Here is a 26,632-nt window from a genome sequence, read left to right as displayed (position 1 = left end):
GCGGCATGGGACGGACCGTCACCGCGCTGGTGACCCATGAGGGCGATCCCCTCGGTGCCGTCGGGCCGTTCGCCGTGGAGACCGCGTGGTGGTCCGAGGTCGGGTCGGTCGCCGGTCACCTGCGCCGCGAGCTCGGGGTTCCGGTGCTCGTGCTGCGACTGCTGAAGGTCGAGCATGGTGAGGGCGGCCGGGACGGCCACGTGACGTACCACGCCGAGGCGCTGCACCCCCCGACGCGCGTCCCCGCACGTCCCATCGACCACGCGGGCCTGGGCGCCTCACACGAGCTGCGCTCGCCGTGGGCACGGCTCGACGGTCTGCGGGAGCTGCTCGGGTGGGCCGCGGACATCCTGGCCGCCGCCGGCCGCCCGCCGACCGGGCCGGTCGAGCAGCACCGGACCTGGAATCTGGCCGGGCTGTTCCGGCTGCCGACCCGGCAGGGGCCGGTCTGGCTGAAGGCCACACCCCGTTTCGCCACGGACGAGGCCGGCGTCATCGCCGCGTTCGCGCGGCTGGACCCGGGCCTCGTCCCGCAGGTCATCGCGGCCGGCGACCGGCGCATGCTGCTCGAACACCTGCCCGGCGAGGACTGCTGGGACGCCTCCGCCCCGGTCATCATCAGTGCCGTCGAGCGCTGGGTCGCCGCGCAGACCGCCGTCTCTCCTCCGGAGGGGCTGCCGGACGGGCGTTCGCCGGTGATCGCCGATCGGGTGCGTGCGCTGCTCGACGGCCCGGTCGGCGGTGAGCTGACCGCCGGCGAACGCGCGGTGGCGCACGACCTGGTACGCCGCTGGCCGATGCTGGATGACTGCGGCCTGCCGGACACGGTCGTGCACGGGGACTTCCATCCCGGCAACTGGCGCGGCGACGGCGGGCCGCCGGTCGTGATGGACTTCGCCGACGCGCACCTCGGCAACCCGGTGCTGGACGGCCTGCGGGTCCGCGACTTCCTTCCCGAGGGCAAGCGGCCCATCGCCGTACGGGCCTGGGCCGACGCCTGGAGATCCCACCGCCCCGGTTGCCACCCGGCCCGTGCCCTGGCCATCGGCGAGCCCCTCGGGCACCTGGCCTACGCCGTGCGCTACCAGGAGTTCCTGGACGGGATCGAGCCGTCCGAGCGGATCTATCACCTCGACGATCCCGTCGTCACCGTCCGCCGCGCCCTGCGCCACGCGTGACCGCCCGGGGGTAGCGGACGACCGGTCCCGCCGCCTTGCCGCCGGCCGCCTGGTCACGGCTGCCTTCCCGGCCATCGATCGCGGACCGGCGCCGGTCATGATGGATCTCGTAACCAAAGCAGCCACCCATCCCGTCCTTACGGACAGGAGCGCGCGCCCCGGTCCGAAGAGAGGTACGAGATGGACGAGAGGCTTCGAATGATGTTCCGTGAAGAGATGTCCGCCGAGCGGCAGCCACCGCTGGGGGACCTGCTCGACGATGCGGTACGTGACGGCCGGCGCGCGCGGCGTACTCGCAGGGCCTGGATCGGTCTGGGCTCCACCGGCGCGGTGGCGGCACTGGCCGTCGGCGCTTTCCTGGTCGTCCCGGGGAAGAGCCCGCAGCGGGAGGCGGCCCCGTTGAAAGGGCCCGTACCCGTCCTCGCCGCGAGCTCGACCTCCACAGTGATCAAGCAGCCGTCCGGTCCGAAGTCCCCGGTCACCGACGCGGCGGTGGTCGAGCAGCTCGCTCGCCTGCTGCCGGCGGGCAGGACCAGTGGTTTCGCCCAGGGGTCCAAGGAGGCCAACCGGTACGCGTTCGGCCAGATCTACCTGGACTCCGGTAAGGGACCGGGCATGGTCCGCGCCTTCGTCTACAAGGGCGGCCTCAGCGACAAGGCGTGCAGCACCACCCCCAACACCGAGGGCCTCGCCTCGAAGGAGGCGGCCGAGCTCAAGGCCAGTACTGACAAGAAGGTGCAGGAACAGGTCCGGCGGCGTTACGCGGCCCTCATGGCGCAGAAGCGGCCGGGCTGCAGGGACCTGCCGGGCGGCGGCCGCGCCCTCTTCCAGAAGGACGCGGACGGAACGGCATCGGCGACGGTCGACCACGGCAACGGCATCGTCGTGACCGTGTTCACGGCGACCTGGCTGGCCTGGAACGGCAAGGAGAACCCTGCCGGGACGGTCGCGCTGACCCCGGGCCAGGTGCTCAAGATCGCCGCCTTCCCCGGCTGGGGGGCCAAGATGGACTCCGCGCTGGTCAAGAAGGCCGCCACCGACCACCCCTCCATGCCCACCGTCTACTGACCGCCGCCGGTACGGCGGGCCACGCCATCTCCGCGGGCCCGCCGTATCACGTCACCGAGCGAGAGGATCCCCCATGCGTGACGACGGCGAGTTCTCCGACTTCGCCGAGGCGGCCGTGGTCCGGCTGCGGCAGACGGCATTCCTGCTCAGCCGTGACTGGCATCTCGCCCAGGACCTGACGCAGATCACACTCGCCAAGGTCTACCTCAAGTGGCGCCGGATCGACGATCCGCACGCGTACGCCAAGAAGATCCTGCTCCGCGCCTTTCTCGACCACAAGCGGCGGCGCAGCTCTGACGAGCTCGCGGTCGAGGAACTCCCGGAGATCCCCGCCGCCGACGACGGCCCCGATCTGCGGCTCACCCTGTTCGAGGCGCTGGGCCGGCTGCCGGCGCGCGACCGGGCGGTCGTGGTGCTTCGCTACTGGGAGGACCTGAGCGTCCGTGACGTCGCCGGCCTGCTCGGTATTTCCGAGGGCAATGTCAAGATCCAGAGCATGCGGTCACTCACGAAACTCCGCGCCCTTCTCGGGGAGGACGCCCCGGCCGGATCGGCTCACCGGGATATCGGCTGAGGTCTGTGGCATATTGCGCCATACAGGAAACATCGGCCCGACCATTACTGGCATTAAATATCACTGCACCGTAAATCAGGCCGAAAACGCACGGGCTCTGTTAAAGTCCTACATTTCATGAGCGCAGTGCGGAACACCACCGCCATCATCGTCGCCGCGGCCGCGGGTGCCGTACTCGGCCTCGTACAGGTCACGGTGGCGGAACTCACGGACATCACGACGCTCGGCGCGGATTTCGGCGGAGGCGACGACCGTGTCCAGGGCGCTCAGGTGACCCTTGTCGCGTGGTACTGCGCGATGGCGGTGCCGCTGGCCGTCGCGATCGCGGGCGCGCGGCGTGATCTGGGCTTGAAGACCCGCGGGGTGGCCGTACTCGCCGCCGCCGCCGGGACGCTTGCGGTGTATCCGCTGGCGGCCCATTTCAGCAGTGACGGCATGCGGCACAACGTCGTCTCCGCGCTGCTGGCCGGCATTCTGCTCGGCATCGTCGGCGCGTCGGCCGTCGCGGTGGCACCGGCCATCGGACGAGGACTGGCGGCGTACGTGGCGTTGCTGTGGGCCGCCGCGCTGGTGTTCACCTCACTCGTTTCCAACACGGTCGTATACGCCGGCCTCGTGCAACCATTGGGCCTGGATTTCCTGGACTCGCTGGGATCCTCGCTGCCGGCGGACCTGCCGCACAACCTCGGTTACCACCTGCCGACGATGCTTCCCGTCGCGGTGGTGGTGCTGGTCCTGGCCGGCATCCTGAGCGGCGTCACCGCGCGTCGTACGGGCGCGTGGGCCGTGTCCATCGCCACCGGCGCGGCCGGCCCGGTGCTCGCAGCGGTGCTGTACCGCCTCACTCCCGACGAGTTGTCCTTGTGGAACGAGTCCGCGAGCGCGCTGGTCTTCGCACTGGCGGTGTGCTGCCTCGTGCTCGCCGTCGCCGTGACGGCCGTCTTCCGCCGCCGCGCTCCTCGCGAACTCCCGGCCGACGAACCGAGCCCCGCCGAATAGCGGATCTATTCGACGTTTCTGGCGAGGATGCCGAGGGTCGCGCGCAGGGCGGCTTCGGGGATGACGGGGAAGATGCCCTTGTCGCGGTACTTGTCGTCGACCTGGCTCCAGTCGTAGTACGACGTCACCCTGGTGCCCGTCTCCGTCGCCTCGAGCCGATAGCCGTAAAGATGCCTGATCGGAGGCTGGATCGCCCCGGAGATCGTCCACTCGATGAGCGAATCCTGCTCGAACCGGGTGATGATCACCCTGACGTCGTACCTGCCCATCGGGTAGTCGCCCAGCGCCTCCCGATCCATGTGCACGACGAACTCGTCGCCCACCTGCCGTACGTGATCGCCGTCCGCGGACTGGAGCATCCCGGAGCTGTCGATCGCCACATGCCCGCCGGGATCGCACAGCAGCGCGAACACCTCCCCGGGTTTCGCCGCGATCTCGCGCTGGACCTCGAACCGCTCCGTCGCCATGCCCGCCACCCTCGCACGTACGAAGGACTTCGGGACAGGCCCCAATCGCTCGCCGATCGGTGCGCGGCCGAGCCGCCGGCCGTTCGCCGCCCGGGGGGCCGCGCCCGCGTCTCCGGCCGCGGTCCAGCTGGCCAGCACGGACAGGCGCTCGGCGGTGGGCGAACCGGCCTCGGCCGTGTACGCGATCAGGGCCTGCTCGTCGTCGTCGGCCAGGGCGAGCCGCTCGTACGTGAACACGAGCTCGCCGACGATCGGATGGTCGATGCGTTCGAGGCCCCGCGTCTTCTCCTTGACCGTGTGATCCGCCCACAGGGCGCGAAACTCCGGGCTCGTGGCGTCCAGCTCGCGAATCAGCGCGGCGAGCCACTCGTCGTCGGGGTGCCGTGCGGCCTGTACGCGCAGTTCGGCGGTGACGGACTCGGCGTCGGTCGCCCAGTCCGGGAAGAACGTACGTGACTTCGGGTCGAGGAAGAACCGGCGGCCCGGTCATGAGAACGGGGATCGCCGGTGAGGCCGGGCTGGTGCACCAGAAGCCGGGGATCTTCAACGATCCGGCCTACATCCGCGGCGCCGCCGACCACAGCCTGCGGCGTCTGGGCGTGGATCACATCGACCTCTACCACATGCACCGGCGCGACGTGAACGTGCCGATCGAGGAGACCGTCGGCGCCATGGCCGAACTCGTGGCGGCCGGCAAGGTGGGGCATCTGGGCCTCAGCGAGGTCACGGCCGACGAACTGCGGGCGGCGCACGCCGTTCACCCGATCACGGCGGTGGAGTCCGAATGGTCGCTGTTCAGCCGGGACATCGAGACGTACGTCGTCCCGGCCGCCGCCGCGCTCGGGACCGCGCTGGTGCCGTACTCGCCGCTGGGCCGGGGCGTCCTCGCCGGTGCCGTCCCCTCCGTCCAGCGCCTGGAGGCCGGCGACGTCCGCCGTGCCATGCCGCGCTTCGCCGAGGGGAATGACCGCGCCAACCACGACCTGCTCACCCCGCTGCGTGAGATCGCGGAGGCGCACGAGGCGACGACCGCTCAGATCGCGCTGGCATGGCTGCGCGCCCAGCAGGACGTGTTCGGCCTGCCCGTGGTGCCGATGCCCGGCACCCGCAGGCGTACCCGGGTGATCGAGAACGCGACCGGCGCGCGCATCACCCTCACCGCCGACGAGCTGGCACTGCTCGACCCCATCGCCGCCCAGGTGACCGGCCACCGCTACGCCGACATGAACTTCACCTCGGCGGGCCGCGAATAAGCCGCGGGAACACGGGCGAGGCCGCGGTCACATCGTCGCGGTGCGATCCGTCAAGTCGGTGACGGACCAATCCGGGAGATGCACATCATGAGTGGTCTCATCAGGGCCAAGGCCGTGTACTGGGTCGCCACCCTGCTCGTCGCCGCCGAGCTGGGCGTCGGCGGAGCGTGGGACGTGTCGCGGACGCCGCAGGTTCGCGACCTCGTCGACCACCTCGGCTACCCGCCGTACTTCCTCGTCATCCTCGGCACCTGGAAACTGCTCGGCATGATCGCGCTGCTCGCTCCGCGCTTTCCGCTGCTCAAGGAGTGGGCCTACGCCGGCGTCATCTTCACCGACACCGGCGCCATCGCCTCCCACCTCATCGTCGGTTACGGGTCCGGCGAACTGGCCATCCTGATCCCGCTCGCCCTCCTTACCGCCCTTTCCTGGTCGCTGCGGCCGGCGGACCGCCGCGTTTCCTCCCTCGCTCGATCGCGTGCTCGCGGTGGTGGACCGTGAGGTGTGCGCGGTTGACCAGGGATGACGCCAGGACAGAGTTCCTCCCTGCTGTTAGGCCCAGCCTCCCAGCGACGTAGTGTGGCGAGCGTGGAGCTTCGTCAGCTGCGCTATTTCGTCGCGGTCGCCGAAGAGCTCAACTTCGGCCGCGCCGCCGAGGGGCTACTGATCGCCGGCCCTTCGCTCTCCCAGCAGATCAAGGCGCTCGAACGGGACCTCGGCGTGCGGCTGTTCGACCGCGACCGCCGCTCCGTCGGCCTCACCACGGCCGGAACGGCCCTGCTTCCCCACGTCCGCGCCGTACTCGAACGGGCCGACGACCTCCAGAGTCGCGCGGCACGGATGTCCGGTTCCGAGCCGATCCGCCTCGGGTACGTCAACTGGCTTCCCCCGGACCTGGCCTCCCGGGCCGCCGAGGTGGCTCAGCTGCGCATCAACCCGTGGGTCGCTCCTTCACACACGCAGACGGCCCGGGTCTCCGCCGGCAGCCTGGACCTCGCCGTGTGCTGGGTAGGGGTGGAGGACCTCCAGCGGCACGGGCTGAACGCCCGGCTCCTCGGCGCCGACCGGCTCTACGCGCTGGCGACCGGTGACGGTACCGGTGACGTCGAGGCCCGGGACACCGCCGTCCTCCTCGCCGACGATGTCGCGTACTGGACGTGGAACGCCTTCGCCGAACGTCTCGCCGCCGACACCGGCGCGCGGGCGGTGCACGTCTCCGACTCCGGCATCGTCGGCGCCGCCTTCTTCGACCACGTACGTCACAGCCCACGCCCGGTCGTCAACTCGCCCAAGGGTCAGACCACACCGCCACCGGCCGACCTGGTCGAACGCCCGGTGATCGCACCCGAGGTCTACTGGACCTGGTCCCTCGTCTGGCGGCGCACGGAGGACCGGCCCGCCGTCCTGGCCACCGTCGACGCGCTCACCGAGGGCGTCGGTGACGCCGGAATCCACGGCCCGGACGCCTGGCTGCCCGAAGGGGACCCCCACAAGCGGTAGACGCGTCCGCACGAGCCGTCCCGCCTCCTAAGGCGTGGCGCTGTGCCGTACGTGGTCGTCAACCTTGATGCCGTCGGCCTCGTGGCGGCGCAGCATGACCAGGGCGGCGTCGTCTCCGAGCCGGTCCCCCACGTGCGCGGCCAGGTCATCCACCAGGCGTTGAACCAGATCCTCCGGCTCTCCACACGCGGCGTGCCTGGCCAGCGGGAAGAACTCTCCGTCCGCGTCGCGGGCCTCGGTGAATCCGTCGGTGTAGAGCAGCAGTCCATCGCCCGGACGGAGGCCGACCTCGATCCGGACGTGCTCCTGGGAGAGCTCGAGCATCCCGAGTGGCGGCAGCGGCGACCCGATCTCGACCTCCTCCACTCCGCCGTCGCTCCGCAGCAGCAGGGGCGGCGGGTGACCGCAGGACAGCACTTCGGCGACATCGCCCGCGGGAGAGACGTTGACCAGCAGCGCGGTCGCGAACACCCCGCGCTCCCCCACCCCGGGGTCCCGCGACAGGCCGACGTGCAGGCGCCAGGCCAGTGAGGCCAGGTCCTCCTCGTCGTAGGCCGCCTCACGGAAGGCGCCGAGCAGCCGCCCGGCGGTCTCCACGGTGCCCAGCCCGTTGCCCATGACGTCACCGATCAGGAGCCGGATGCCGTACGGCGTCCAGGCCGCGTCGTACACATCGCCGCCGACCTGTGCCTGCGGGGCGGAGGCGAGATACCGGGTCTCCAGCCGTAGCGGGCCTAGCCGCGAGGGCAGCGGCCGCAGGAGCGCACGCTGCACCACCTCGGCCACCGCCTGGGTGTCGGCCAGACGACGTAGGCGGCCGAGGCAGCCGATCCCGCAGACGACCATCACGGCGGCGACACCGGCGGCGGAGGCCAGCGCGTCTTCGCGCCCTCGGATCACTGCCAGCAGGAAACAGACGGAGAAGGCGGCCACGCCGGTCAGATGGAACCGGCGCTGGTCAGCGCCTTGCAGAAGCGCCAGGGCGGGCACCACGGCGTACATCACGCAGACGCCCGAGCCACCGCGCAACGCCAGGTCGGCGGCCGTGATGATTGCCAGGGCGGACAAGGGAACAACCCATATCGACGCTTTCGCGGCAAACCGCGACCGGCGTGGCTCGATCTCCCTTGACCCGTACATCGAACCCGATGTTACGCACCGGAAAGGGTATTTGGTAACAGGAAATAGCCTGCGACCTGTGCCGGAGTCTTCGTGAGCCTGTTTTCCGGCCCTTGGCCCGGCCGTATCGGCCGATATGCGGGAACATGGAATTCGTGCCCGTTTCACGACCAATCGACTTCACGAAACGTCGAGGGCCGGATGGAGGAACGCCATGATCGAGGTCGATGTCGTCAATGGGGTCGGGTACGTACGGCTGGCCCACGGCAAGGTCAACGCCCTCGACCTGGAGCTGTGCCAGGCGATCGAGGAGACGATGCGACGCCTCGACATCGAGGACGTACGGGCCGTCGTGCTCACCGGCGCAGGGCGGGCATTCTCGGCCGGGGTCGATCTCCACCGCATCGTCGCAGGCGGCACCGGCTACGTGGCCGAATACCTGCCTGCGCTGGTCGGTGCCTTCCGGGCCGTCTTCGACCTGGGCAAGCCGGTGGTGGCCGCGGTCAACGGTCACGCGATCGCCGGGGGCTGCGTGCTGGCCGCGGCGTGCGACCACCGGATCATGGCCACCGGGAACGGCACCATCGGTGTCCCCGAGCTGTACGTCGGTGTGCCGTTTCCGGCCGCGGCCTTGGAGATCATGCGGTTCGCCCTGGGACCCGCCGGAGCACGACGGGCGATCCTGAACGGGACCAACCACCCACCGGCCGAGGCGCTATCCCACGGTCTCGTCGACGAGCTCGCCGCCCCGGCCGACCTGCTCGACCGCGCCCGGTCGGTGGCCGACCGGCTGTCCACGGCGATCCCGGCCGACACCTTCCGCCACACCAAGAAGCAGTGGCACGCCGAGGTGACCGGGCGCATCGACGCTCTCGCGGACGCCAGCGAGACCACCACGCTGGACCTGTGGAAGACGAGGGCGACGGACGGCCGCATCCAGTCCTTCATGGACCGCACCGTGCGCGCACGCCAGGATCCGTAGCCGCACGGTGCCGATGGACGGCCTCAGTTCACCTTCCGCTGCTGCCCGCTCCAGTACGGAGCGCGCAGTATGAACTTCTGAATCTTGCCCGTCACCGTACGCGGGAGCGCTTCGGCGAAGTCGACCGAGGTCGGGCACTTGAAATGGGCGAGGCCGGCACGACAGTGCGCGATCAGTTCGGCCTCGGTGGCAGCCGCCTCGCCGGTGAGGATGACGATCGCCTTCACGGTCTCCCCCCAGCGTGGGTCGGGGACGGCGATGACGGCGGCATCGGACACTGCCGGGTGGCCCAGCAGCCGGTTCTCCACCTCGGTGGCGGAGACGTTCTCGCCGCCGGTGATGATGACGTCCTTCTTCCGGTCGGTGATGGTGAGATAACCGTCAGCGTCGAGCCGGCCGGCGTCGCCGGTACGGAGCCAGCCGTCCGCGAGGGCGGCCTCGGTCGTCTCGGGCTGCTCCCAGTAGCCGTCGCATACTCCGTGGCCACGTGCGAGAACCTCGCCGTCGGCCGCGATCCGCAGGTCGGCCCCCAGTACCGGGGCTCCGGTACGGCCGGCGAGGAGCGCGGCCTGCCTGGCGGGCGGCAACCCCTCGTGTTCTGGTCGCATCCGGTTCACGGTCAGCAACGGGCCGGTCTCGGTGAGCCCGTAGACCTGGGCGAACTCCCATCCGGTGACCTCGACGAAACGGGCGATCACCGAAGGCGGCGGCGGAGCGCCACCGCACATGACGCGCACCCGGCCGCGGCCGGGCACGGCACCTCGATGCGTCTCGGCAGCGGCCAGCACGGCGGCGAGGACCGCCGGCGCTCCGCCCATCAGCGTGACACCGTGGTCGGCCACGCGCCGCAGGATCTCGGCGCCGTCGACCTTGCGCAACATGACCTGAGGGATACCGAGCGCCGCGGCGGCGTACGGGATGCCCCACCCGTTCGCGTGGAAGAGCGGCACCGTATGCAGATAGACGTCGCGTTCGGTCATCGAAAAGTGCAGCGCGAAGGTCACGGCGTTCAGCCACAGGTTGCGATGCGTCAGGCGTACGCCCTTCGGGGCCGCCGTGGTGCCGCTGGTGTAGTTGATCGTGGCGACGGAATCCTCATCCGGTGACCGGCCCACTGTGGTCGTTGCCACGCCCCGCGTGGGCGTTCGGCCGAGGGAGACAAGGTGGTCGACGGGGAGGCCGGCGACCGTGTCCGCCACTTCCGGGTCGTGGAACAGAACACGGGCCCCGCTGTGGCGGACGATGAAGCCGATCTCATCGCGGGCCAGCCGGAAATTGATCGGCACGAGAATCCGGCCGGTGGCGGGCACGGCGTAATAGAGCTCCAGGGCTCGGGCGGAGTTGTGCGCCACGACGGCGACCCGTTGACCCGGCTCGACGCCGAGCCCGTCCAGGAGGGCGGCGAGCCCGGCGACGCGAGCGGCCAGCGTTCCGTACGTCGCGTCCGGTAACGGGCCGCCGGGGATGGCCGGATCGTCGATGACGGCGGACCGGGCGGTGTGGACGGTGGCACCACGTGCGAGGAACTGTCCGATGCTCAACGGCAGATGCATGGCGACGTCCATCTGTCTTCTCCCCCAGTTCGGATGAGTAGAGTTTGAATGGCGACCAATCAAATGTCAACCCATGCCCGTCCGTGCACGACACGTCGGCGGATCCCCTTCGGCGACACCGTCGGCCGACACGACACAATGGCGGACATGGCCACCGAGAACCAGGCCGCGGCGGAGCCCCGGCGCGGTGCCGGCACCCCACGCTCAGCACAACGCGCGACCCGCGAGGCCGGTCGTTCCACTCGCGCGGCCATCCTCTCCGCGGCCTCCGGCCTGTTCCGCGAGCGCGGACTCGCCGGAGCCTCCGTCAGTGACATCGCCCGTGCCGCCGACGTCTTTCCCAGCCAGATCGCCTACTACTTCGGCACCAAAGACCGCCTGTTCGTGGAGACCGCCTGCCACGACGTACGCCACGCCGCACGCGAGGTCGAACGAGCCGGAGCAAGAGCACGTACGCCGGCCGAATACGTACGCGCCATCGTCACCGAGGCTCTCGCCCAGCCCAGCCTGCTCACCTTCGCCGAAGCGATGCTGCTCGCCGGACGTCACCCCGAGCTCTCCGAACCCATCACCCGGACGTTCGATGTCCTGCATCGCGAGGGTGAACGCGCCGCCCGCGACACACTCAGCAGGCACGACTGGACGCTGCGTACCACGCCGGACATCGAAGCCCGCGCGTTCTGGGCCACCGTCATCGGCGTCGTGATGCAACGCGCGGCCACCGGAGAGGCCTTTCAGACCAACACCACAGAGGCCGCGGTCGCACTCGTACTCAATCCCTTCGCTTCGACACCATCGTGAACGGCGAGGGAGCCTCGTCCCGGCCGGGACGAGGCTCCTGCTCGCGTAGAAATCGTCAGGTCGGCTCCACGCACCGGATCCGGACGACGAGACGGCTGCCGGCGGTCGGGGACGTGCCCGCGGTGAACCAGCCGCGTGTGCCGAGCTGGGTCAGCTGGGTGAGGGAGCCGTCCTGTGCCTCGGTGCCGTCAGGACCCACCACCAACAGGCCGGCGCCGAACGACAGCCCGGTGATCCCGCAGTCGATCTCGTTGCTCGACGCGGTGTTGACGTCGAAGGTGGCCTGACGCAGGGTCGAGGTGTCCTTCGGCGCACACTGCGTGCTCACGGTGAGCGTGTCGGACTGGATCGCGTCCAGCACTGTGACCTGCCAGCCGCTCCCGTCGGCGGTGGGCGTGTTGGCGACCATCGGAACGGACGCGCTGATGCCGCCCCGCGAGTTGAACATCATCCCGCCGCCGCCGATCGCGTACGTCCCCGCCGGGCACGAGACGACCCCGCGGCGGAGGACGGACCCGCTGAAGGGGAACATCACCTGCTTCTGGGTGAAACCGGCCAACTGGTCGTTCGGCGCGCAGGTCACCTGGATGACCATGAACTGGTCCGCGCCGGTGCCCTGCGGGGCACCGCTGGCGATGACCCCGTTGAAGTCCGGCCGCGGGATCAGACCGGTCATCCGGGCATGCCCCAGGCCGGCCGCGATGACCTTGCTGCCCGCCGGGCAGGCCACGTTGCCGCTCGCCAGCCCATCCTGCGCGGCGCCGTTGACCCTTACCTGCGCCGTGGTGAGCGTCCGCGGGTTGATCGCGGCCGATGCCGGCACGGCGGACCCGACGACGAAGAGCCCCATGACCGCGGTCGTCAGCGCGACGGCGACCCGCACCATCCTCATCATGTCCGCGCTCCGGCGCATCGATAGGTGGTCATGTTGCCTCCTCGCAGTCGTGGCGCCTTGGTGGAGGGCGCCTCAGAAGGAGGGCGTTCCACGCCGTTCCATGAGGGGACGACTTCGTGTGGCCGGGCCCGCGCGCCCGGTGCCGCGGCCCGTCCGGGCGATGGCAGCGGCGTCCCGCCGTGATCGTTGGTCGGCTTCCCGCCGCAGCTGGGGTCGCTGCGGCGGGAAGCCTTTAGGGGATGGCTCCCAGCTCGGCCGCCGGGGGCGGCGGCGGGAAGCCTCCAGGGGGGCGTGTGGGTCAGGCAGCGTCGTCCGTCATGCCTCGACCGGCGGGGTGTGTCGCGGAGCGCCACGGCCACGATCGTCTTTCCGCCTCGGGGGGACCGGCGGAAGAAGTCGGCGGGGGCATGCTCCGGCGTTCCCGTGCCACCCACAATGCACGACTGACCAGCGGTGACGCCAGGACATGATTCCTCCCTGCTGGTAGGCACAGCCTTCCAGTGACGTAGCGTGAGAGGGGTGGAGCTTCGCCAGCTGCGCTACTTCGTGGCGGTCGCCGAAGAGCTCAGCTTCGGCCGTGCCGCCGAGCGGCTGTTGATCGCCGGCCCGTCCCTCTCGCAGCAGATCAAGGCGCTCGAACGCGACCTCGGCGTGCGGCTGTTCGACCGTGACCGCCGCTCGGTGAGCCTCACTCCGGCCGGAGCGGCCCTGCTTCCGCACACCCGCGCCCTGCTCCAACAGGCCGATGACCTCCAGGGCCGGGTAAAACGGATGTCCAGCTCCGAACCGGTCTGGATCGGGTACGTGAGCTGGCTGCCCGCGGGCGTGGTCCCGCGCGTCTCCCCGACGGTTCAGCTGCGCATCGACCCTTGGACCGGCCCTTCCCACACTCAGGCGGAGCGGGTCTCCACCGGCAGCCTGGACCTCGCGGTGTGCCGGGTGTCCACGGGCGACATGGAGCGGTACGGGCTGAACGCCCGGCTCCTCCGCGCCGTCCGGCTCTTCGCGATCGCGACCGGCAACGATGCCGGCGACGTCCGCGTGGACGACACCGCCGTGCTCATCGCCGACGACAACACGCCGTGGCTGTCGTGGAACGCCTACGCCGAGCGCCTCGCCCGCGACACCGGCACTCACCCATTGCACATCTCCGACTGCGGCATCATCGGCGAGCCCTTCTTCGACCACGTACGCAACAGCCCGCGCCCGATCGTCGACTCGCCCATGGGCCAGACCGCCACGCTGCCATCCGACCTGACCAAACGCTCGCTGATCGCACCCCAGGTCTACTGGACGTGGTCCCTCGTCTGGCGGCGCGGCGAGTCCCGCCCCGCCGTCCTGACCACCATTGACGCGCTCACCACCGGCGTCGGCGACCTCGGAGTCCACGGCCCGGACGCCTGGCTACCCGAGGACGATCCCCACCGGCGCTAGGTTGTCCTTTACCGCCGGGCTGGTCATAGGCGAGGACAAGGTAGTGCACGGATATCCCCCCGTTGCGATTGATCATGAGCTGGCGCACGTCGGACCTCGGTCGTCACGGATCGGTGATGCGGCGGCGCAGGAGGTTCACCGCCACCAAGTTCAGCACGATCCGCCCGTCCTGGTTGATCAGCTCTCCTCGGGTCCGCACCACTCCACGGTCGGGCTTCGAGCGCGACGGGCGAGCGGCCAGGATCGTGGTGCGCAGGCGCACCTGATCCCCGGCGCGCAGGGGTGCCGGCCATCGCAGCTCATCCACGCCAGGTGACGCCAAACTGGCTACCCGCGACAGGTAATGATCGGCGAACAACCGCATGAACACGCATGCCGTGTACCAGCCACTGGCAATGAGACCGCCGAACGGACCAAGCTCGGCAAAGGCGGCATCCAGGTGGATCGGCTGGGGGTCGAACTGCGACGCGAAAGCCAGCATCTCCTCCCGGACCACGTTGACGTAGCCGTATTCGTACACCGATCCCGGGGCGTAGTCCTCGAACCAGCGCTCGTCGATCCCCACGGAGAAGTCCACTGCGGTGAGCGTGCGCGTACCGCTGCCCGGCTCGGCCCTGGTCGACATGGCTCAAGCGTTGCACGGCAACACTTCAGCCCAACCCGAAGTATGAGGACGCTACGCTTCCACGGTGTTCGCTTCCGACTGTGACCTCAGCGCGGTCGCGCGTGCGATCGGCGAACCCGCCCGCGCAGCCATGCTGCAACGCCTCATGGACGGACAGGCACACACCGCCAGCGCCCTCGCCGCGACCGCCCGGATCTCCAACTCGGCCGCGACCGCCCACCTGCATCAACTCGTCACCGCGAACCTGGTAACCGTCGTGCAGGCCGGACGGCGCAAGCTGCACCGTCTCGCCTCGTCCGACGTCGCCGTCGAGGCACTCGCCGCGATCGCCCCGCCACAACCGGTCGAGAGCATGCGTCAGGCCCGCACCGGCAGGCGGCTGCAACAAGCCCGCGTCTGCTACGCCCACCTTGGCGGTAGCGTCGCCGTGGCGGTCTCCGGCCACCTCGCCGCAGCAGGTGTCGTCGACCCGTGCGCACAGGGGGTCACCGGCAGGGTCCACCACTTCAGCGATCCACTCCTGGCCGCGCTAGGCATCACCGATCTGCCCCCGGGACCAGGACCGGCCACCCGCGGCTGCCTGGACTGGACCGAACGAGTACCGCACCTCGCCGGTCGACTCGGTGCCACCCTCCTGGCCGCCATGCTCACGCACGGCTGGATCGCCCGACGACCTCGCGATCGGGCCCTCACGGTCACCGAAACCGGCATCGAACGGCTGGCTCAGTTCGCGATCATGCCGCCCCTGGAGACGTAGCGGCCCGGAACGTCCGCGCCGCAGCGGTCACCAGAACCACGGGCATGCGCCTGACGATGTGGCCCTTGTAATTGAGTTGAGCTCAACTTAGGGTCAGTGCCCATGGAAGAACGATGGTCCGCACGGGGCTCGGCGGCTCGGCAGCGGATACTCCACGCGGCCGCCGAGGAGATGGTCGCGGCCGGCGACATCGAGGTGGCCGCTGTGGCGCGGCGTGCCGGGGTGAGCGTCGGCCTGCCCTACCGCTACTTCGGCACCCGCAGCGGCCTGGTCAGCGCTGTCATTTCCGATTTCTACGACCGGCTGGATGAGGCGGTGACCAACCGGGACTTCGACGGCGACACCTGGTACGACAGGGAGCGGGCACGGGTCACCACATGGGTCGACCACCTGTACGACGATCCGCTCGCCCCCGTCGTGCTCGGTCGGCTGGGCGGCGACGCCGAGACGGCAAGTATCGAGACGCAGCGCCTGCACAAGGCCATTGAGCTGGGCGCCCGCAACATCGCACGCGGACAGCGTGACGGCGATCTACTCCCCGACCGAGACCCCGAGTTGCTCGTGGCAGCGATCCTTGGCGGCGTCCACATGGCTGTCGCGGTCGTCCTGACCCGCACCCCTCGTCCCGACCGCTCACGAGTTGCCGCCGAGTTGTGGGCCTTCGTCGCCGGAGCTGCCGAAGCCGCGAACACTTCCGGAGAGACATCATGACCGAGCAGGGCGCGAACCCCGAGGTGCACAGCCTGGAGGATCTGGCCGGAGATCTCGCTCGCACGCACCGGGCCACCGGCGGCGGCGGCCGGGGCGTCGAGCCTGGGCAGATCCAAGCCGACCTGGCCGCACTCGAACGCGACGGCTACCTCATCCTGACCGGCCTGCTCAGCCGCCAAGAATGCGACGATCTTCGCGCCGAACTCACGCCGCTGCTTGGCCAGACCGGGCGCAACGCCTTCGAGGGCCACCGTACCCAGCGGATCTACAGCGTGCTCAACAAGACCCGTTCGGTGGACCGCCTCGTTGACCACCCTCGCGTCCTGGCCCTGCTCGACCGATTGCTGCTGCCCAACTACCTGCTGTCCCAGTTGCAGATCATCAACATCCGGCCTGGCGAAGACCCCCAGCTGCCGCACCCCGACGATGGCTTCTATCCGGTCCCTCGCCCCCGACCGGAGCTGTCGGTGGCCACCATCTGGGCGATCGACGAGTTCACCGCCGATAACGGCGCAACCGTCCTCTTCCCCGGGAGTCACCGCTGGCCGGACGGCAGAACCCCCACCGACGCAGACCCCCACCTGACCGCCGTCATGCCCGCCGGCTCCTGCGGGCTGTTCGTCGGCACCCTCTGGCACGGTGGCGGCGCCAACCGCACCGTCGCACCACGCCTGGCCGCCACCGCCCAATACTGTCAGCCCTGGCTGCGGACACAGGAGGCGTTCACCCTCTCCACCAGCCGGGATGCCGTCCGTGAGGTCTCAGAGGATCTCCGCCGGATGCTCGGCTACAGCATCTATCCGCCTTTCGTCGGCATGGTCGACGGTATGCACCCCAAACGCCTCCTGGACCGCCGCTGACCCGCATCGTCAGACCCAGACCGGCGTGTCACCAACGGTCAATACACCTAGGACATCAGGAAGTACTCTTGGCCCGTGTTCTCGCCTCAAGGCCCGTCTCTGCGTGAACTGGCAATGCAGGCGCTGTCGTCGGTCGAGCACGGCTACGACCTGCTCGCTCCGAAGTTCGACCACACGCCATTTCGCACCCCCGATGGCATCCTCGACGCGACCGCCGACGCGCTGCGGCCACTCGGCCCGTTCGGCCGGGGACTGGACGTGTGCTGCGGCACCGGTGCGGGCACGCGGGTCCTCGCGCCCCTGTGCCAGGAACGGATCACGGGCGTCGACTTCAGCGCCGGCATGCTCGCGCGGGCGCGCGACGCACACCCGGACGCCGAGTGGGTACGGGCCGACGCACGGGCGCTGCCCTTCGCCGACGCCTTCGACCTGGCGGTCAGTTTCGGGGCGCTCGGGCACTTCCTGCCCGCCGAACGGCCCGCCCTGTTCGCCGGGGTGTTCCGCGCGCTGCGGCCCGGCGGACTGTTCGCCCTCCCGATCGGTGCGCCACTACCCATCACCTCGGGCTCGTACTGGGCGCTGCTCGGATTCGACCTGGCCATGCGGGCCCGCAACGCCCTATGGCGTCCCCCGTTCGTCATGTACTACCGCACCTGCGGGCTGGACGCGGTCCGCGACGACCTGGCCGCCTCCGGGTTCACCGTGACGACGGTCCCCCTGCCGGCTCTCGGCCAACGCGAGGACGGCGGCCCGCGGTACGGGCTCGTCCTCGCGCGCAAGTGACACCTGCGTCCTTGTCGCGGCCCGATGCCGCCCCTGATGCTTGCGTTATATATCGCGTAACGTCATATTAGGTCTCATGGAGGCCAAACCGATGCGGGAGCAGAGTTATCTGATCCTGCTCGCTCTCGCCCCCGAACCCCTGTACGGCTACGGCATCATCGCCGCCGTGAAGGATCTGTCGGACGGGCGGGTCAAGCTCGGTCCCGGCACCCTGTACGGCGCCCTGGACCGCCTGGCCGAAGACGGCCTCATCACGCGCGACCGTGAAGAGGTCGTACAGGGCCGGTTCCGCCGTTACTACTGGCTCACCGGTCCCGGCCGCGAGGCCCTTGAGGCCGAGACCAGCAGACTGACCGCGCTGGCCGCGCGGGCCCGCCGGCGACTGGCCGGCCCGAGGATCTCCGGGAGTCCGGCATGACGACACGGTACGAGCAGCGCTGCCTCACGCTGCTGCGCGCCTACCCTCCGCGCTACCGCGCCGCCCGCGGAGAGGAATTAATCGGCACCCTGCTCGACGCGGCGACACCGGGCAGAGAGACCCCCTCGATCCGCGAGTCCTGGGACGTCATCCGCGGCGGGCTCATGACCCGCTGGCGCGCCCACCCACCGGTGTGGCGCTGGCTGCTCTACAGGGGAACCGGCGCCCGCCTCCCCTATGCGTACCGCTGGTGGGCCCGCGACGACATTCTCGGCCGCTGGTTCTACGCGCGCAGCAACTTCGGATTCTCCTTGCTCAGCTACCCCGTCTCCCTCGGTGTGCTCGTCGGCGAACGCGCGGTTTTCAGCGCCCAACGCGGCATCCCGTACCGTTCACCGCTTCCCCACGGCAATGGGTGGTGGATAGCCATCATTCTCGCGGTGTTCCTGCTGGTCCCCATACCGCCCCTGAACAAACGGAACAGGCGCCTGGCTCTGAAGAAGCACGAGTTCCTCCCGGACGGCACACCCTTCGAAGCCGCATCGATGTGGTGGGGACCGGCGTGGCCACCGCAAGGCCCGTCCGGAGTCCCGGTCGCTCTCCCGCCGTCCGTCGCGCCGGCCGCCGTCGTACCCGGCTCCTGGCCGCCCCTGGGTCATGTCCCCGATTCCTGGCCGCCGATGGTGCCGCCCGTCGCCGTCCGCGCACGGCGCCCCCAGCCACCGGACGACGGAGCCTGGCCTCCCGCCGGCCCGTGGTCGCCCCCCGGGTGACCGTACGCCCGGCCGCCATCGGCTGAACTCGCCGGCGGCGTTGGGGTCACGCTCAGCAGCGCGACGGCACCTCGGCTTAAGGCCGGCGCTTCCCACCGTTGCCGCGCCGTCTGGGTACCGTGCGCCGCGAGTGCCGATCACTCGCGGACGTACGCTGCCCGACGCCGATCGACATGTCCTGAGCATTGTTCTGGACGGATGCCGCTCTCCCTGGGCCAGAGGCGGAGCCGGACGCGGACCCCGCGCCGCCACGGCCGATCCGGCAGTAGCCGGCGAACAGGAAGCCTCGCTCGAACGGCTCACCGAGGTCCAGCTCGATGTTCACGTGGCTTGGGAGGTCGTCGAACGCCATGTTCGGGAGGATGAACTCCCTGCCCGTGTACCTCTGCCGGACCGTCTGTTTGGCTGCGGGCTTGCAGACGAACGGGTTCGCGTAAGTGTTGTAGCCGAGCCCGACGCCGGTGTTGAGGAATCCGACGTCCTGACACTGGTACAGCACTCCGCGCATCGCCGCGGCGTTCCTGGGCCCCTGGTAGGTCGAGGCGAAGTTCTGGAAGCACGACGTCGACTCGCCGGTGGTGTACGGGGAGGGGCCCGCGGCCGCGATCGCGCCGAGGAAGGATCGGTTACAGCCGATCTTCGGCGACAGGTCCTGCCCTCTGAGCAGCGCGGCCCGCCGGCAGCCGGTCACCGTCTGGAAAGCGCCGACGACGTCTTCGTTCGGGCGGAGCCGGGAGTACGCGAGGACGAGGTCGATCTGGGCCGCGAGCGGGTACGCCCCGGTGTCGCCGAACTCCTGGTCGAGGAGGCGGAACCACGTCTCGAAGCTCGGCACCTGGACCTGGGTACCCAGGGGCAGGGTGTAGACCGCGAGGTCCATCGGGTCATCGAAGCTCACCAGGCCCGGAAACCCCGCGTACGACAGGATCCCGATGCCGACCTTCGGAGGATTGTCGCCGTAGATCCTGCGCAGCAGCAGGTAGCGCTCGAGATTGGTGTTGGAGACCGCCCAGGCGTACCAGAAGCCGCTGGGATAGATCGTCGTGCTGCCGCGCGGGTGTGTCGTGGCGAAGAGCAAGGGCGAGACGCATCGAACCTCACGGTTGTTCCATGCGGTCTGGTACTCGTCCGGTGTGGTGACGCAGGCCGCCCTGGCCTGGGTCGCCGCTCGCGTCGAAGCCGAGGGCGCCGCCCCGGTCACGGTGAGCGCGAGGACACAGGCCACGACGGCGCGAGACGGCATCCGGGCGGCCGTCGGATGCTTGAGGTTCATGAGTGCTCCTTAGGGCCCGATCGGCCGGCTCCGGGCGGAATCAAACGGGTCGAGCCACCGTGACCAATGTCAAGGACAGGAGCGATGCCGAGCCGGTGACCTGGCCGTCTATTGCCTCACCCGGAAGGAACCGAGGCCAAGACCGCACCTGGACCGACGGCCCGTACTCCGCACCCCTCCCCAGGCGGCGGTCTCGCTCGCCTCGCCGGCCGCGCGGTCCGGCACCGAAAAAGAGGTTGGGCGGGATGAGGTTCGGTTGTTAGCATCTGCGACGCCGTGACATCACGCGAGGAGGTGAGACCCATGAACGCTGTTTCGAGGTGGGTGCTCCCCTTCGTTGTCACGGCCGGACGACTGACTTAGGGGTCGCCGGGAGCGCCTCGACAACCAGGCACTCCCGAAAGGCGACAACCTATGCACCCAATAGTGATCACCAGGGTGGCGGAGCGGCAGTGGCACGCGGTGGAGGACGACCGGGTGGTCGGCCGCGGAGACACTCTGCGCAGGGCCGGCCGGATCCTCCTGAGCATCGACTCGTGGCAAGGCGCGGTCTTCGACCAACTCGCCGACGCCATGCTGGCGGACCTGCCGAGGCCGCTCTACACGTTGGTCGACGAGGCTGACCTCGACCTGACGTCCCGCTGGCACCGAGCGGGCTTCACGACCCGGCGGCGCGAGTGGGAGTACCTCGTGCCCACCGACCCACGGGCCACGGGCCTCGGCTCCGTGCTTCCGCCGGAGGGCGTGACGATAGTGCCCGCCGGTGCGGCGCAGGAGGACCCGCTGCGCGAGGTCTACACCACGATCCACGACGAAGTCGACGCCACCGTCGGCTGGGCAACGATGCCGGCCGAGGTGCCGGCCCTGCCGAACGGGACTCCGCCGCTGGACCCGTCGAAGTACGCGGTGGCGGTGCAAGCCGATCGCTACGTGGGACTGGTCCGGGTCACGGGGCGGGTGACCGTGCGGCCACGCATCGGGCTGCTCGCGGTCCCATCCGACCATCGCCGCCGCGGCATCGCCCGGGCGCTGCTGGCCCACGCGCTGGGTTCGGCGCACCGCTCCGGGGTCGAAGCGGCATCGACCGAAGTGGACGAATCCAACGGGGCGGCCGTGGCGCTGTTCGAGGGCGTCGGCGCCCGGCGCGCGAGCAGCAACCTGGAGTTGGTCCTCCGCTGACGCCTCACCACGTCACTCGTCACTCGTCACCGATCGGAGAGGTGAAGACCATGGCACGAACATCAGGGGGCATCGAAGTCGAAGGCACCGTCGTCGAGTGCCTGCGCAACGCCACCTTCAGAGTCGAGCTCGAGAACGGGCACAAGGTGCTCGCACACATCAGCGGGAAAATACGGAGGAACTACATCAAGATCCTGCCGTACGACCGGGTGCTCGTGGAGCTCAGCCCGTACGACCTCACCCGCGGCCGGATCCTCTTCCGCTACAGGACGTAGCGGTAGGCGCGCCGGGTAGGCACGTCACCTGCCTGCGGTATCGGCGTCCGGCTTCCAGCCTGTCGCCGATACCGCCGCGGCCGCGGTTCGATGCGCTACTTGTCGAGGACAGCCGATGCTGACGGGCCGTGGCTGACGCGGGTGCGGCCGGAGGTCGTCCTGGCGTTGGCCGGCGTGTCCGACGAGCGGTTGGCGGAGTACGCCGAGGATGAGCTGCTGGACGAACATGAAGCCGTTCGGTACGTCCGGCTGCGGGACCTGGCAAGGTCGGCAGGGGCCAGCGGCCGGAACCTCTACTGCTGGTCATCGCTGTAGTTGACGAGCATCCCGAAGATCTGGTCGCGGACGTCGGGTGGCAGCCGCCGACCGACCCAGTTCCGAGACACCACGGCGTGCCCGTTGTTGTACTCGATCGCACAATCGGCCTGGAACCTCAGGGACCGTGCCGCCTCAGTCTGGATCTCGTTGTCCGGCCAATCAGCCATGGCGGCCAGCGCAACCGCTACGCGCTGATCAACGCGGTCCAAGACGCTGTAGTCGGGTAGGCCGGGAAGCCTCTGCGCGTCCAGGTCGATGTGTATGAACGCGACATCGAGCAGGTCCGCGCCCGTGAGGTCGTTACCGGTGAAGGCGTTGCGGTCGCGGCCGAGCACCAGGGCTCGTTCCGTGGGCTTACCCCAGAAGTTCGTGTTTTGGATCTTGCCGCGGAATGTGCACTCGACGAACTGCGCCTCATGCGTATGGATCAGATCGCGCAGGCGGGCGCCCTCGAACAGGCAGCGCTCGAATCGGGCGTTGCCAAAAAAGGCCTCCGGAGGTATCCGAGTACGCGCGAAGACGCACTCCCGGTACAACGTCGCCGGCCAGGCCAGCCGGTCCCACTGCTCATCGGCGGTAGTGGCGCCGAAACCGACGTTGTCGAACGCGGTCCGAGAGAAGTCGCAGCGCTCGAAGACGGAGTCGTACGCCCCAAAGCTGGAAAACCTCAGCCCGGAAAAGTCGACATCCACAATTCGTGCCTGCGCAAAGCTGACATTGAAGTTGCCGTCCGCGACCTCGAAACGCCCACCGTTCAGCTCACCCCGGGCCAGCCAGTACCGACGCAAACCCCTCTGCGCCGCCTCTATTCGGAACGCCCCGCTCACGCCACGCCACCTCACACGCCATCTGCCGGCCGAGCACCGTACCGCGATGATGGCGGCTCTTCGAAGGTCAGCGGATCGCCGATGTTCTCCATGATCCCGTGGTCCGGGGCCAAGCTGAGGGAACGCCGGAGGCGTCGTAATGCTCAGGACATTACGGATCGCCACCGACAACCTGCGGCGGAGGACTCACCTGTGAGCGCGCGCATCGTTCGGGCATCGCGGCATGAACAGATGTCTGCCTTGCCGGCCGTTGGTTGCCGCGTGCGCGGTTACCGCAGTGGACGGAACGCGGCCCGCAGTTCAGTCGCGAACAACTCCGGCTCCTCCCAGGCGGCGAAGTGGCCGCCCCGTTCGGGCTCGCCGAAGTAGTTGAGCGTGGGGTAGGACTTCTCGGCCCAGCTGCGCGGTGTCCGCCAGATCTCGCCGGGGAACGCGCTGAAGCCGACCGGGATTCGCGGTGGCGGGAGCGGCCGGCTGCCTGCGGCGGGCGCGTCCGGCCCGTAGGCCTCCCAATACGACCGGGCCGCGGACGCTCCTGTGCCGGTCAGCCAGTAGGCCGTGACGTTGTCGAGGATGTGGTCGCGGGTGAGGTTGCCCGAGGGCCGGCCATCGAGAAACGCGCGGGCGATCTTGTAGTAGGCGTCGGTGTCGTGGTCGAGCATCCAAGCGGCAAGAGCGGACGGCGAGTCCAGCAGCGCGTACCCGATCGTCTGCGGCCGGGTGGCCATCTGCGTGAAGTAGCCGATCCCGCTGGTCTGGAAGGTCTTGATCGCGGCGAGCGCCGCGCGTTCGGCGTCCCCGTCGTCCGGCAGCGACGCCGGGTCGTCGAGCGCCGGCACGAGCAGGTTGGTGTGGATACCGGCCAGCCCTTCGGCGCCCAGCCGTCCCAACCTGTCGGTAACGCCGGCGCCGACGTCGCCGCCCTGGGCCACATAGCGGTCGTAGCCGAGCCGGCGCATGAGCTCCGACCATGCCCGCGCGGTACGGTCGAGGTCCCACCCGACCTCCACCGGCTGTCCCGAGAAGCCGTACCCGGGCAGCGACGGCAGCACGAGGTGGAACGCGTCCGTAGCGGAACCGCCATGCGCGGTGGGATCGGTGAGCGGGCCGACGGAGTCGAGCATCTCGATGACCGAGCCCGGCCAGCCGTGGGTCATGATCAGCGGCAGTGCTTCCTGGTGCTCGGACTTGACGTGCACGAAGTGGATGTCCACACCGTCGATCTCAGTGGTGAACTGAGGCAGCGCGTTCAACCGGGATTCGACCCGCCGTCCCTCGTACTCTGTCGTCCAGTACTGCCACAGCGCCTGCATCGCGGCCAGCTGCACACCCTGAGAGCGGTCGTCGACAAGCTCCCTGCTCGGCCAGCGCGTCATCGCCAGGCGGCGGCGCAGATCGTCGAGCGCCTCTTCGGGGATCTGCACGGTGAACGGCTGGATGACGCCGTCAGCCTGCTCCTGCTCCTGCTCGGGCGAGGTCATGTCAGACCACTGCCTCTCTGTCTGAACCCGGCGCGGGCAACTGAAGCTGCCGCTCCCTCAGTCCACTCTCACACCCGACGAGCCGCAAGTCAGAAATCTGACACTTGACACGGACGAAATCCCGATCAACGCACCCGGGCGACGTCGCGCGAGGAAGCGAGGATTCAGCGGGCGGGGACCGGCTCGGACGACGGCCGCCATTCGCGCCTGATCAGCCCGTAGACCCACGAGTCGGAGACCTCGCCGTTCACGACGCAGTCTTCCCGCAATGTCCCTTCACGCATGAAGCCGAGCTTCTCCAGCACGCGGGCAGATGCCACGTTGCGCGTATCGGTCTCAGCCTGGACGCGATTGAGGTCCAGCGAGTCGAATGCCCACCGCAGCAATACGCGTGCGGCCTCCGTCGCGTAACCGTGGCCCCACGCTGCATCACCGAAGCAGTAGCCCAGCGATGCGCTGCGGTAGTCCGGATTCCACCGGTTCAGGCTGCACCAGCCGATGAACGTCCCGTCGGAGATACGATCCACGGCCAGCCGCGCCCCGGTGCCTCCCTGCGCCATCTGCCGGCAAGCCGTGATGAAACGCTCGGCGCGTACGCGTTCGCTCCATGGCGGCGCGTCCCAGTAGCGCAGCACGTAGGCGTTGCTGTGCAGCGCGAAGAGGTCGTTCGCGTCCGCGTCGTCGAAAGGACGTAGCCGAAGGCGAGCGGTGTGCAACGTGGGTGTCGGCAGGGCCATGCGCGTCAGGTCCCCTCCCGTGATCAATGGCCAGACAATCAGATACTCGATGCCGGCCACTCGCAACGGGTTTTCTCGGCGGACAGGCAGAACGAAGTGCACGCTCATCGGCACGAGCGCGCTGCCAGCGGCAGAAGAACGCGTTCGCTAAGTGCGTCGTCCAGATGGTCGAGTCAATCCCGTACGGGCCTGGTTTGGAGCAATTGATCCAGGATGTCACGGGCGGCCGCGAGCTTGTCGATGGACCTGGTGATCCGGACGCGCTCCTCTGCCAGACCGTCGAGCAGTTCCGGGCAGGTGGGGGCGAGCACGGTCGTGTCGTCGGGAATGCAAGGCAGGATCTCTGCGATGACCGACGTCCCCAACCCGGCGGACAGCAGCAGCTGAATGTGACGAACGGCTTGCGCCGCGCGCTCGTCGTAATCACGGTAGCCGCTCGCGCTGCGATCGGGCCGCAAGAGGCTCTTTTCCTCGTAGTAACGCAACGCCCGGGGACTCGTGCCCGTCCTCCGGGCCAGCTCGCTTATCCGCACCCACCAAGCGAATCAAAACTTGACCTTCACGTCAACGTGAACGTTTACCGTGCAAGCCATGCCCAACAACACCATTGAGAGCCGACCGGACTCCACCCTCACCGTCCTGGGGCTCGGCCCCATGGGCCGAGCATTCGCCGCCGCGGCGGTCGCAGCCGGCCGATCCACCGTGATCTGGAACCGTACGCCGGACAAGGCACACACGCTCGTCGCCCAAGGCGCGACGCTTGCGCCCACAGCAGCCGACGCGGTACGCCAAGCGTCCCTGGTGATCTGCTGCGTGATGAACTACGACGTACTCCAGGCGATCGTCGGCGACGTCGCCGACTGGTCCGCGACGACACTCGTCAACTTGACCAGCGGCCACTCAGACGAGGCTCGCGCCATGGCCGTGTGGGCCGGCGAACGCGAAATCCCCTACCTGGAAGGCGCGATCCTGACACCCGCCCCCACCATCGGCACGCCTTCCGCGTCGATCCTGTACTGCGGCCCCGAGCCCGTCTTCACCCGAAGCCGGACCACGCTGGAGACGTTCAGCCCTAGCGGCATCTACCTCGGAGACGACTACGGCACCGCAGCGGCATACGAGATGGCGCTGCTCGACCTCTTCGCCATGACGATCGGCGGCCTGGCGCACTCCTTCGCGATGGCCACCACCGAAGGCATCACACCCACAGCATTCGCCCGCTTCGCCAAAGGCATCGGAAACCTGCTGCCGGACATGATCGACGGATTCGCCGGCCAACTCCTCGAAGGCCGCTTTCCCGGCAACACGTCGAGCATCGCATCGGCAGGCTCCGCGATCACCCACGTTGCGGAGGCCTCCGAAGCGCGTGGCATGGACACCGGCCCCCTGCACGCCGTGCAGGCCATCATCGACCGCGCGATCACAGCAGGCCACGGCCACGACGGATATCCACGACTCGCCCAGATCCTCACCCCAGCCGGCGCATCGAGCCGAGCAAGGTCCTGACGATCGCGGCCGAGCTTGACCACGACACCCCAGGACGTTTCCCGCCGAATCCATGCAGCGTAGATATCCGCTCATCGGCAAACGAGTACGAGCCGATAGCGGAGTAAGTCAGTGGCCCGGACGGCCGCAGTCGATGGCCAAGTGGCAGCGGCTCCAGGCGGCCGAACACGAGCCCGGCTAGCCGGGCGGTCACTCGCCCGGGATAGCCGTCGGCCTCCAGCAGCGGGAGAGCGCAGCGACCGGACCGTGGCATGCCGTGTCGCCTGGCCCTGGGCCGGAGGCCGAT

The 26,632-nt window shown here is 69.3% G+C and carries 29 protein-coding genes and 2 pseudogenes; 20 read left to right on the top strand and 11 right to left on the bottom strand.

The features are described 5' to 3' along the window. The first annotated feature begins 5 nt into the window (after window positions 1-5). From FB559_RS20150 to FB559_RS20135, 4 genes are all read left to right on the top strand, one after another. The gene (locus FB559_RS20150) at window positions 6-1,178 is read left to right on the top strand and encodes an aminoglycoside phosphotransferase family protein (RefSeq protein ID WP_185792309.1); all 1,173 of its coding nucleotides are present in this window, start codon (window positions 6-8) and stop codon (window positions 1,176-1,178) included. 180 nt (window positions 1,179-1,358) lie between these two features. Further along, window positions 1,359-2,246 (top strand): hypothetical protein, encoded by an 888-nt coding sequence (locus FB559_RS20145; RefSeq protein WP_141957065.1) that lies wholly within the window; start codon window positions 1,359-1,361, stop codon window positions 2,244-2,246. 73 nt (window positions 2,247-2,319) lie between these two features. Continuing rightward, window positions 2,320-2,820 (top strand): SigE family RNA polymerase sigma factor, encoded by a 501-nt coding sequence (locus tag FB559_RS20140; RefSeq protein ID WP_141957064.1) that lies wholly within the window; start codon window positions 2,320-2,322, stop codon window positions 2,818-2,820. 117 nt (window positions 2,821-2,937) lie between these two features. Further along, the gene (locus FB559_RS20135; RefSeq protein ID WP_141957063.1) at window positions 2,938-3,819 is read left to right on the top strand and encodes a hypothetical protein; all 882 of its coding nucleotides are present in this window, start codon (window positions 2,938-2,940) and stop codon (window positions 3,817-3,819) included. 5 nt (window positions 3,820-3,824) lie between these two features. Here the strand turns inward: FB559_RS20135 and FB559_RS44725 are convergent. Continuing rightward, a pseudogene (locus FB559_RS44725) lies at window positions 3,825-4,754 on the bottom strand (MmyB family transcriptional regulator); the annotation flags it as partial. Window positions 4,755-4,774: 20 nt separating this feature from the next. On the opposite strand from FB559_RS44725, the gene FB559_RS20125 reads away from it, so the two are divergent. From FB559_RS20125 to FB559_RS46250, 3 genes are all read left to right on the top strand, one after another. Beyond that, window positions 4,775-5,539 (top strand): aldo/keto reductase, encoded by a 765-nt coding sequence (locus tag FB559_RS20125; protein ID WP_141957062.1) that lies wholly within the window; start codon window positions 4,775-4,777, stop codon window positions 5,537-5,539. 87 nt (window positions 5,540-5,626) lie between these two features. Further along, complete coding sequence (locus FB559_RS20120; RefSeq protein ID WP_141957061.1) at window positions 5,627-6,040, top strand: DoxX family protein; 414 nt, start codon at window positions 5,627-5,629, stop codon at window positions 6,038-6,040. 87 nt (window positions 6,041-6,127) lie between these two features. Then, on the top strand, window positions 6,128-7,039 hold the full coding sequence (locus FB559_RS46250; protein WP_185792308.1) for a LysR family transcriptional regulator: 912 nt from the start codon (window positions 6,128-6,130) through the stop codon (window positions 7,037-7,039). Between the two features lie 27 nt (window positions 7,040-7,066). On the opposite strand, the gene FB559_RS20110 is transcribed toward FB559_RS46250, so the two are convergent. Continuing rightward, complete coding sequence (locus tag FB559_RS20110; RefSeq protein WP_185792307.1) at window positions 7,067-8,107, bottom strand: PP2C family protein-serine/threonine phosphatase; 1,041 nt, start codon at window positions 8,105-8,107, stop codon at window positions 7,067-7,069. 265 nt (window positions 8,108-8,372) lie between these two features. Between FB559_RS20110 and FB559_RS20105 the strand changes: the two genes are divergently transcribed. Further along, the gene (locus FB559_RS20105; protein ID WP_141957058.1) at window positions 8,373-9,140 is read left to right on the top strand and encodes an enoyl-CoA hydratase/isomerase family protein; all 768 of its coding nucleotides are present in this window, start codon (window positions 8,373-8,375) and stop codon (window positions 9,138-9,140) included. Window positions 9,141-9,163: 23 nt separating this feature from the next. On the opposite strand, the gene FB559_RS20100 is transcribed toward FB559_RS20105, so the two are convergent. Continuing rightward, window positions 9,164-10,705: an AMP-binding protein gene (locus tag FB559_RS20100; RefSeq protein ID WP_221640092.1), complete on the bottom strand. Its 1,542-nt coding sequence runs from the start codon at window positions 10,703-10,705 to the stop codon at window positions 9,164-9,166. Between the two features lie 135 nt (window positions 10,706-10,840). Between FB559_RS20100 and FB559_RS20095 the strand changes: the two genes are divergently transcribed. Beyond that, a complete protein-coding gene (locus FB559_RS20095; protein WP_185792306.1) occupies window positions 10,841-11,494 on the top strand; it encodes a TetR/AcrR family transcriptional regulator C-terminal domain-containing protein in 654 nt (217 codons plus the stop codon). Window positions 11,495-11,549: 55 nt separating this feature from the next. Here FB559_RS20095 and FB559_RS20090 read toward each other — a convergent pair whose 3' ends face one another. Next, window positions 11,550-12,389, bottom strand: coding sequence for a hypothetical protein (locus tag FB559_RS20090; protein ID WP_141957056.1), 840 nt, complete (start codon window positions 12,387-12,389; stop codon window positions 11,550-11,552). A gap of 519 nt (window positions 12,390-12,908) precedes the next feature. Here FB559_RS20090 and FB559_RS46245 point away from each other — a divergent pair. Then, window positions 12,909-13,823 (top strand): LysR family transcriptional regulator, encoded by a 915-nt coding sequence (locus FB559_RS46245; protein ID WP_185792305.1) that lies wholly within the window; start codon window positions 12,909-12,911, stop codon window positions 13,821-13,823. Window positions 13,824-13,926: 103 nt separating this feature from the next. Here the strand turns inward: FB559_RS46245 and FB559_RS20080 are convergent, their stop codons facing one another. Next, a complete protein-coding gene (locus tag FB559_RS20080; protein ID WP_141957054.1) occupies window positions 13,927-14,448 on the bottom strand; it encodes a MaoC family dehydratase in 522 nt (173 codons plus the stop codon). A 64-nt stretch (window positions 14,449-14,512) separates the two neighbouring features. On the opposite strand from FB559_RS20080, the gene FB559_RS20075 reads away from it, so the two are divergent. From FB559_RS20075 to FB559_RS20050, 6 genes are all read left to right on the top strand, one after another. Beyond that, window positions 14,513-15,205 carry an ArsR/SmtB family transcription factor gene (locus tag FB559_RS20075; protein WP_141957053.1) on the top strand — a complete coding sequence of 231 codons (693 nt, stop codon included), beginning with the start codon at window positions 14,513-14,515 and terminating at the stop codon, window positions 15,203-15,205. Between the two features lie 102 nt (window positions 15,206-15,307). Then, window positions 15,308-15,916 carry a TetR/AcrR family transcriptional regulator gene (locus tag FB559_RS20070; RefSeq protein WP_141957052.1) on the top strand — a complete coding sequence of 203 codons (609 nt, stop codon included), beginning with the start codon at window positions 15,308-15,310 and terminating at the stop codon, window positions 15,914-15,916. Beyond that, window positions 15,913-16,776 carry a phytanoyl-CoA dioxygenase family protein gene (locus tag FB559_RS20065; RefSeq protein ID WP_141957051.1) on the top strand — a complete coding sequence of 288 codons (864 nt, stop codon included), beginning with the start codon at window positions 15,913-15,915 and terminating at the stop codon, window positions 16,774-16,776. The genes FB559_RS20070 and FB559_RS20065 overlap by 4 nt, the downstream gene beginning before the upstream one ends. Before the next feature lie 75 nt (window positions 16,777-16,851). Next, complete coding sequence (locus FB559_RS20060) at window positions 16,852-17,559, top strand: class I SAM-dependent methyltransferase (RefSeq protein WP_141957050.1); 708 nt, start codon at window positions 16,852-16,854, stop codon at window positions 17,557-17,559. 76 nt (window positions 17,560-17,635) lie between these two features. Further along, window positions 17,636-17,977, top strand: a complete 342-nt coding sequence (locus tag FB559_RS20055) for a PadR family transcriptional regulator (protein WP_141957049.1) — start codon at window positions 17,636-17,638, stop codon at window positions 17,975-17,977. Then, complete coding sequence (locus FB559_RS20050; protein ID WP_141957048.1) at window positions 17,974-18,750, top strand: hypothetical protein; 777 nt, start codon at window positions 17,974-17,976, stop codon at window positions 18,748-18,750. Before FB559_RS20055 ends, FB559_RS20050 begins: the two co-directional genes overlap by 4 nt. A 76-nt stretch (window positions 18,751-18,826) precedes the next feature. On the opposite strand, the gene FB559_RS20045 is transcribed toward FB559_RS20050, so the two are convergent. Next, window positions 18,827-20,023 (bottom strand): hypothetical protein, encoded by a 1,197-nt coding sequence (locus FB559_RS20045; RefSeq protein WP_141957047.1) that lies wholly within the window; start codon window positions 20,021-20,023, stop codon window positions 18,827-18,829. 414 nt (window positions 20,024-20,437) lie between these two features. Here FB559_RS20045 and FB559_RS20040 point away from each other — a divergent pair, with 414 nt between their 5' ends. From FB559_RS20040 to FB559_RS20030, 3 genes are all read left to right on the top strand, one after another. After that, entirely contained in the window at window positions 20,438-21,202 is a 765-nt protein-coding gene (locus FB559_RS20040) for a GNAT family N-acetyltransferase (protein WP_141957046.1), read from the top strand. A gap of 50 nt (window positions 21,203-21,252) precedes the next feature. Next, entirely contained in the window at window positions 21,253-21,477 is a 225-nt protein-coding gene (gene infA / locus FB559_RS20035; RefSeq protein WP_141957045.1) for a translation initiation factor IF-1, read from the top strand. Between the two features lie 99 nt (window positions 21,478-21,576). Beyond that, window positions 21,577-21,792, top strand: a complete 216-nt coding sequence (locus FB559_RS20030) for a hypothetical protein (RefSeq protein ID WP_141957044.1) — start codon at window positions 21,577-21,579, stop codon at window positions 21,790-21,792. On the opposite strand, the gene FB559_RS20025 is transcribed toward FB559_RS20030, so the two are convergent. The 5 genes and pseudogenes from FB559_RS20025 to FB559_RS20010 form a co-directional block, all read right to left on the bottom strand. Next, a complete protein-coding gene (locus FB559_RS20025) occupies window positions 21,771-22,622 on the bottom strand; it encodes a pentapeptide repeat-containing protein (protein WP_141957043.1) in 852 nt (283 codons plus the stop codon). The genes FB559_RS20030 and FB559_RS20025 overlap by 22 nt on opposite strands. 11 nt (window positions 22,623-22,633) lie before the next feature. Then, window positions 22,634-22,744, bottom strand: a pseudogene (locus FB559_RS46755) (hypothetical protein); the annotation flags it as partial. A 147-nt stretch (window positions 22,745-22,891) separates the two neighbouring features. Beyond that, entirely contained in the window at window positions 22,892-24,103 is a 1,212-nt protein-coding gene (locus tag FB559_RS20020; RefSeq protein ID WP_141957042.1) for an epoxide hydrolase family protein, read from the bottom strand. A 164-nt stretch (window positions 24,104-24,267) separates the two neighbouring features. After that, on the bottom strand, window positions 24,268-24,948 hold the full coding sequence (locus tag FB559_RS20015) for a GNAT family N-acetyltransferase (RefSeq protein ID WP_221640090.1): 681 nt from the start codon (window positions 24,946-24,948) through the stop codon (window positions 24,268-24,270). Window positions 24,949-25,013: 65 nt separating this feature from the next. After that, a complete protein-coding gene (locus FB559_RS20010; protein WP_141957041.1) occupies window positions 25,014-25,373 on the bottom strand; it encodes a MerR family transcriptional regulator in 360 nt (119 codons plus the stop codon). A 58-nt stretch (window positions 25,374-25,431) separates the two neighbouring features. On the opposite strand from FB559_RS20010, the gene FB559_RS20005 reads away from it, so the two are divergent. Further along, entirely contained in the window at window positions 25,432-26,346 is a 915-nt protein-coding gene (locus FB559_RS20005; protein WP_141957040.1) for an NAD(P)-dependent oxidoreductase, read from the top strand. The last annotated feature ends 286 nt before the right edge of the window (window positions 26,347-26,632 follow it).

It is taken from the genome of Actinoallomurus bryophytorum, from assembly GCF_006716425.1.
Taxonomy (GTDB): domain Bacteria; phylum Actinomycetota; class Actinomycetes; order Streptosporangiales; family Streptosporangiaceae; genus Actinoallomurus; species Actinoallomurus bryophytorum.
This window is presented reverse-complemented; position numbering and strand designations above follow the sequence as displayed.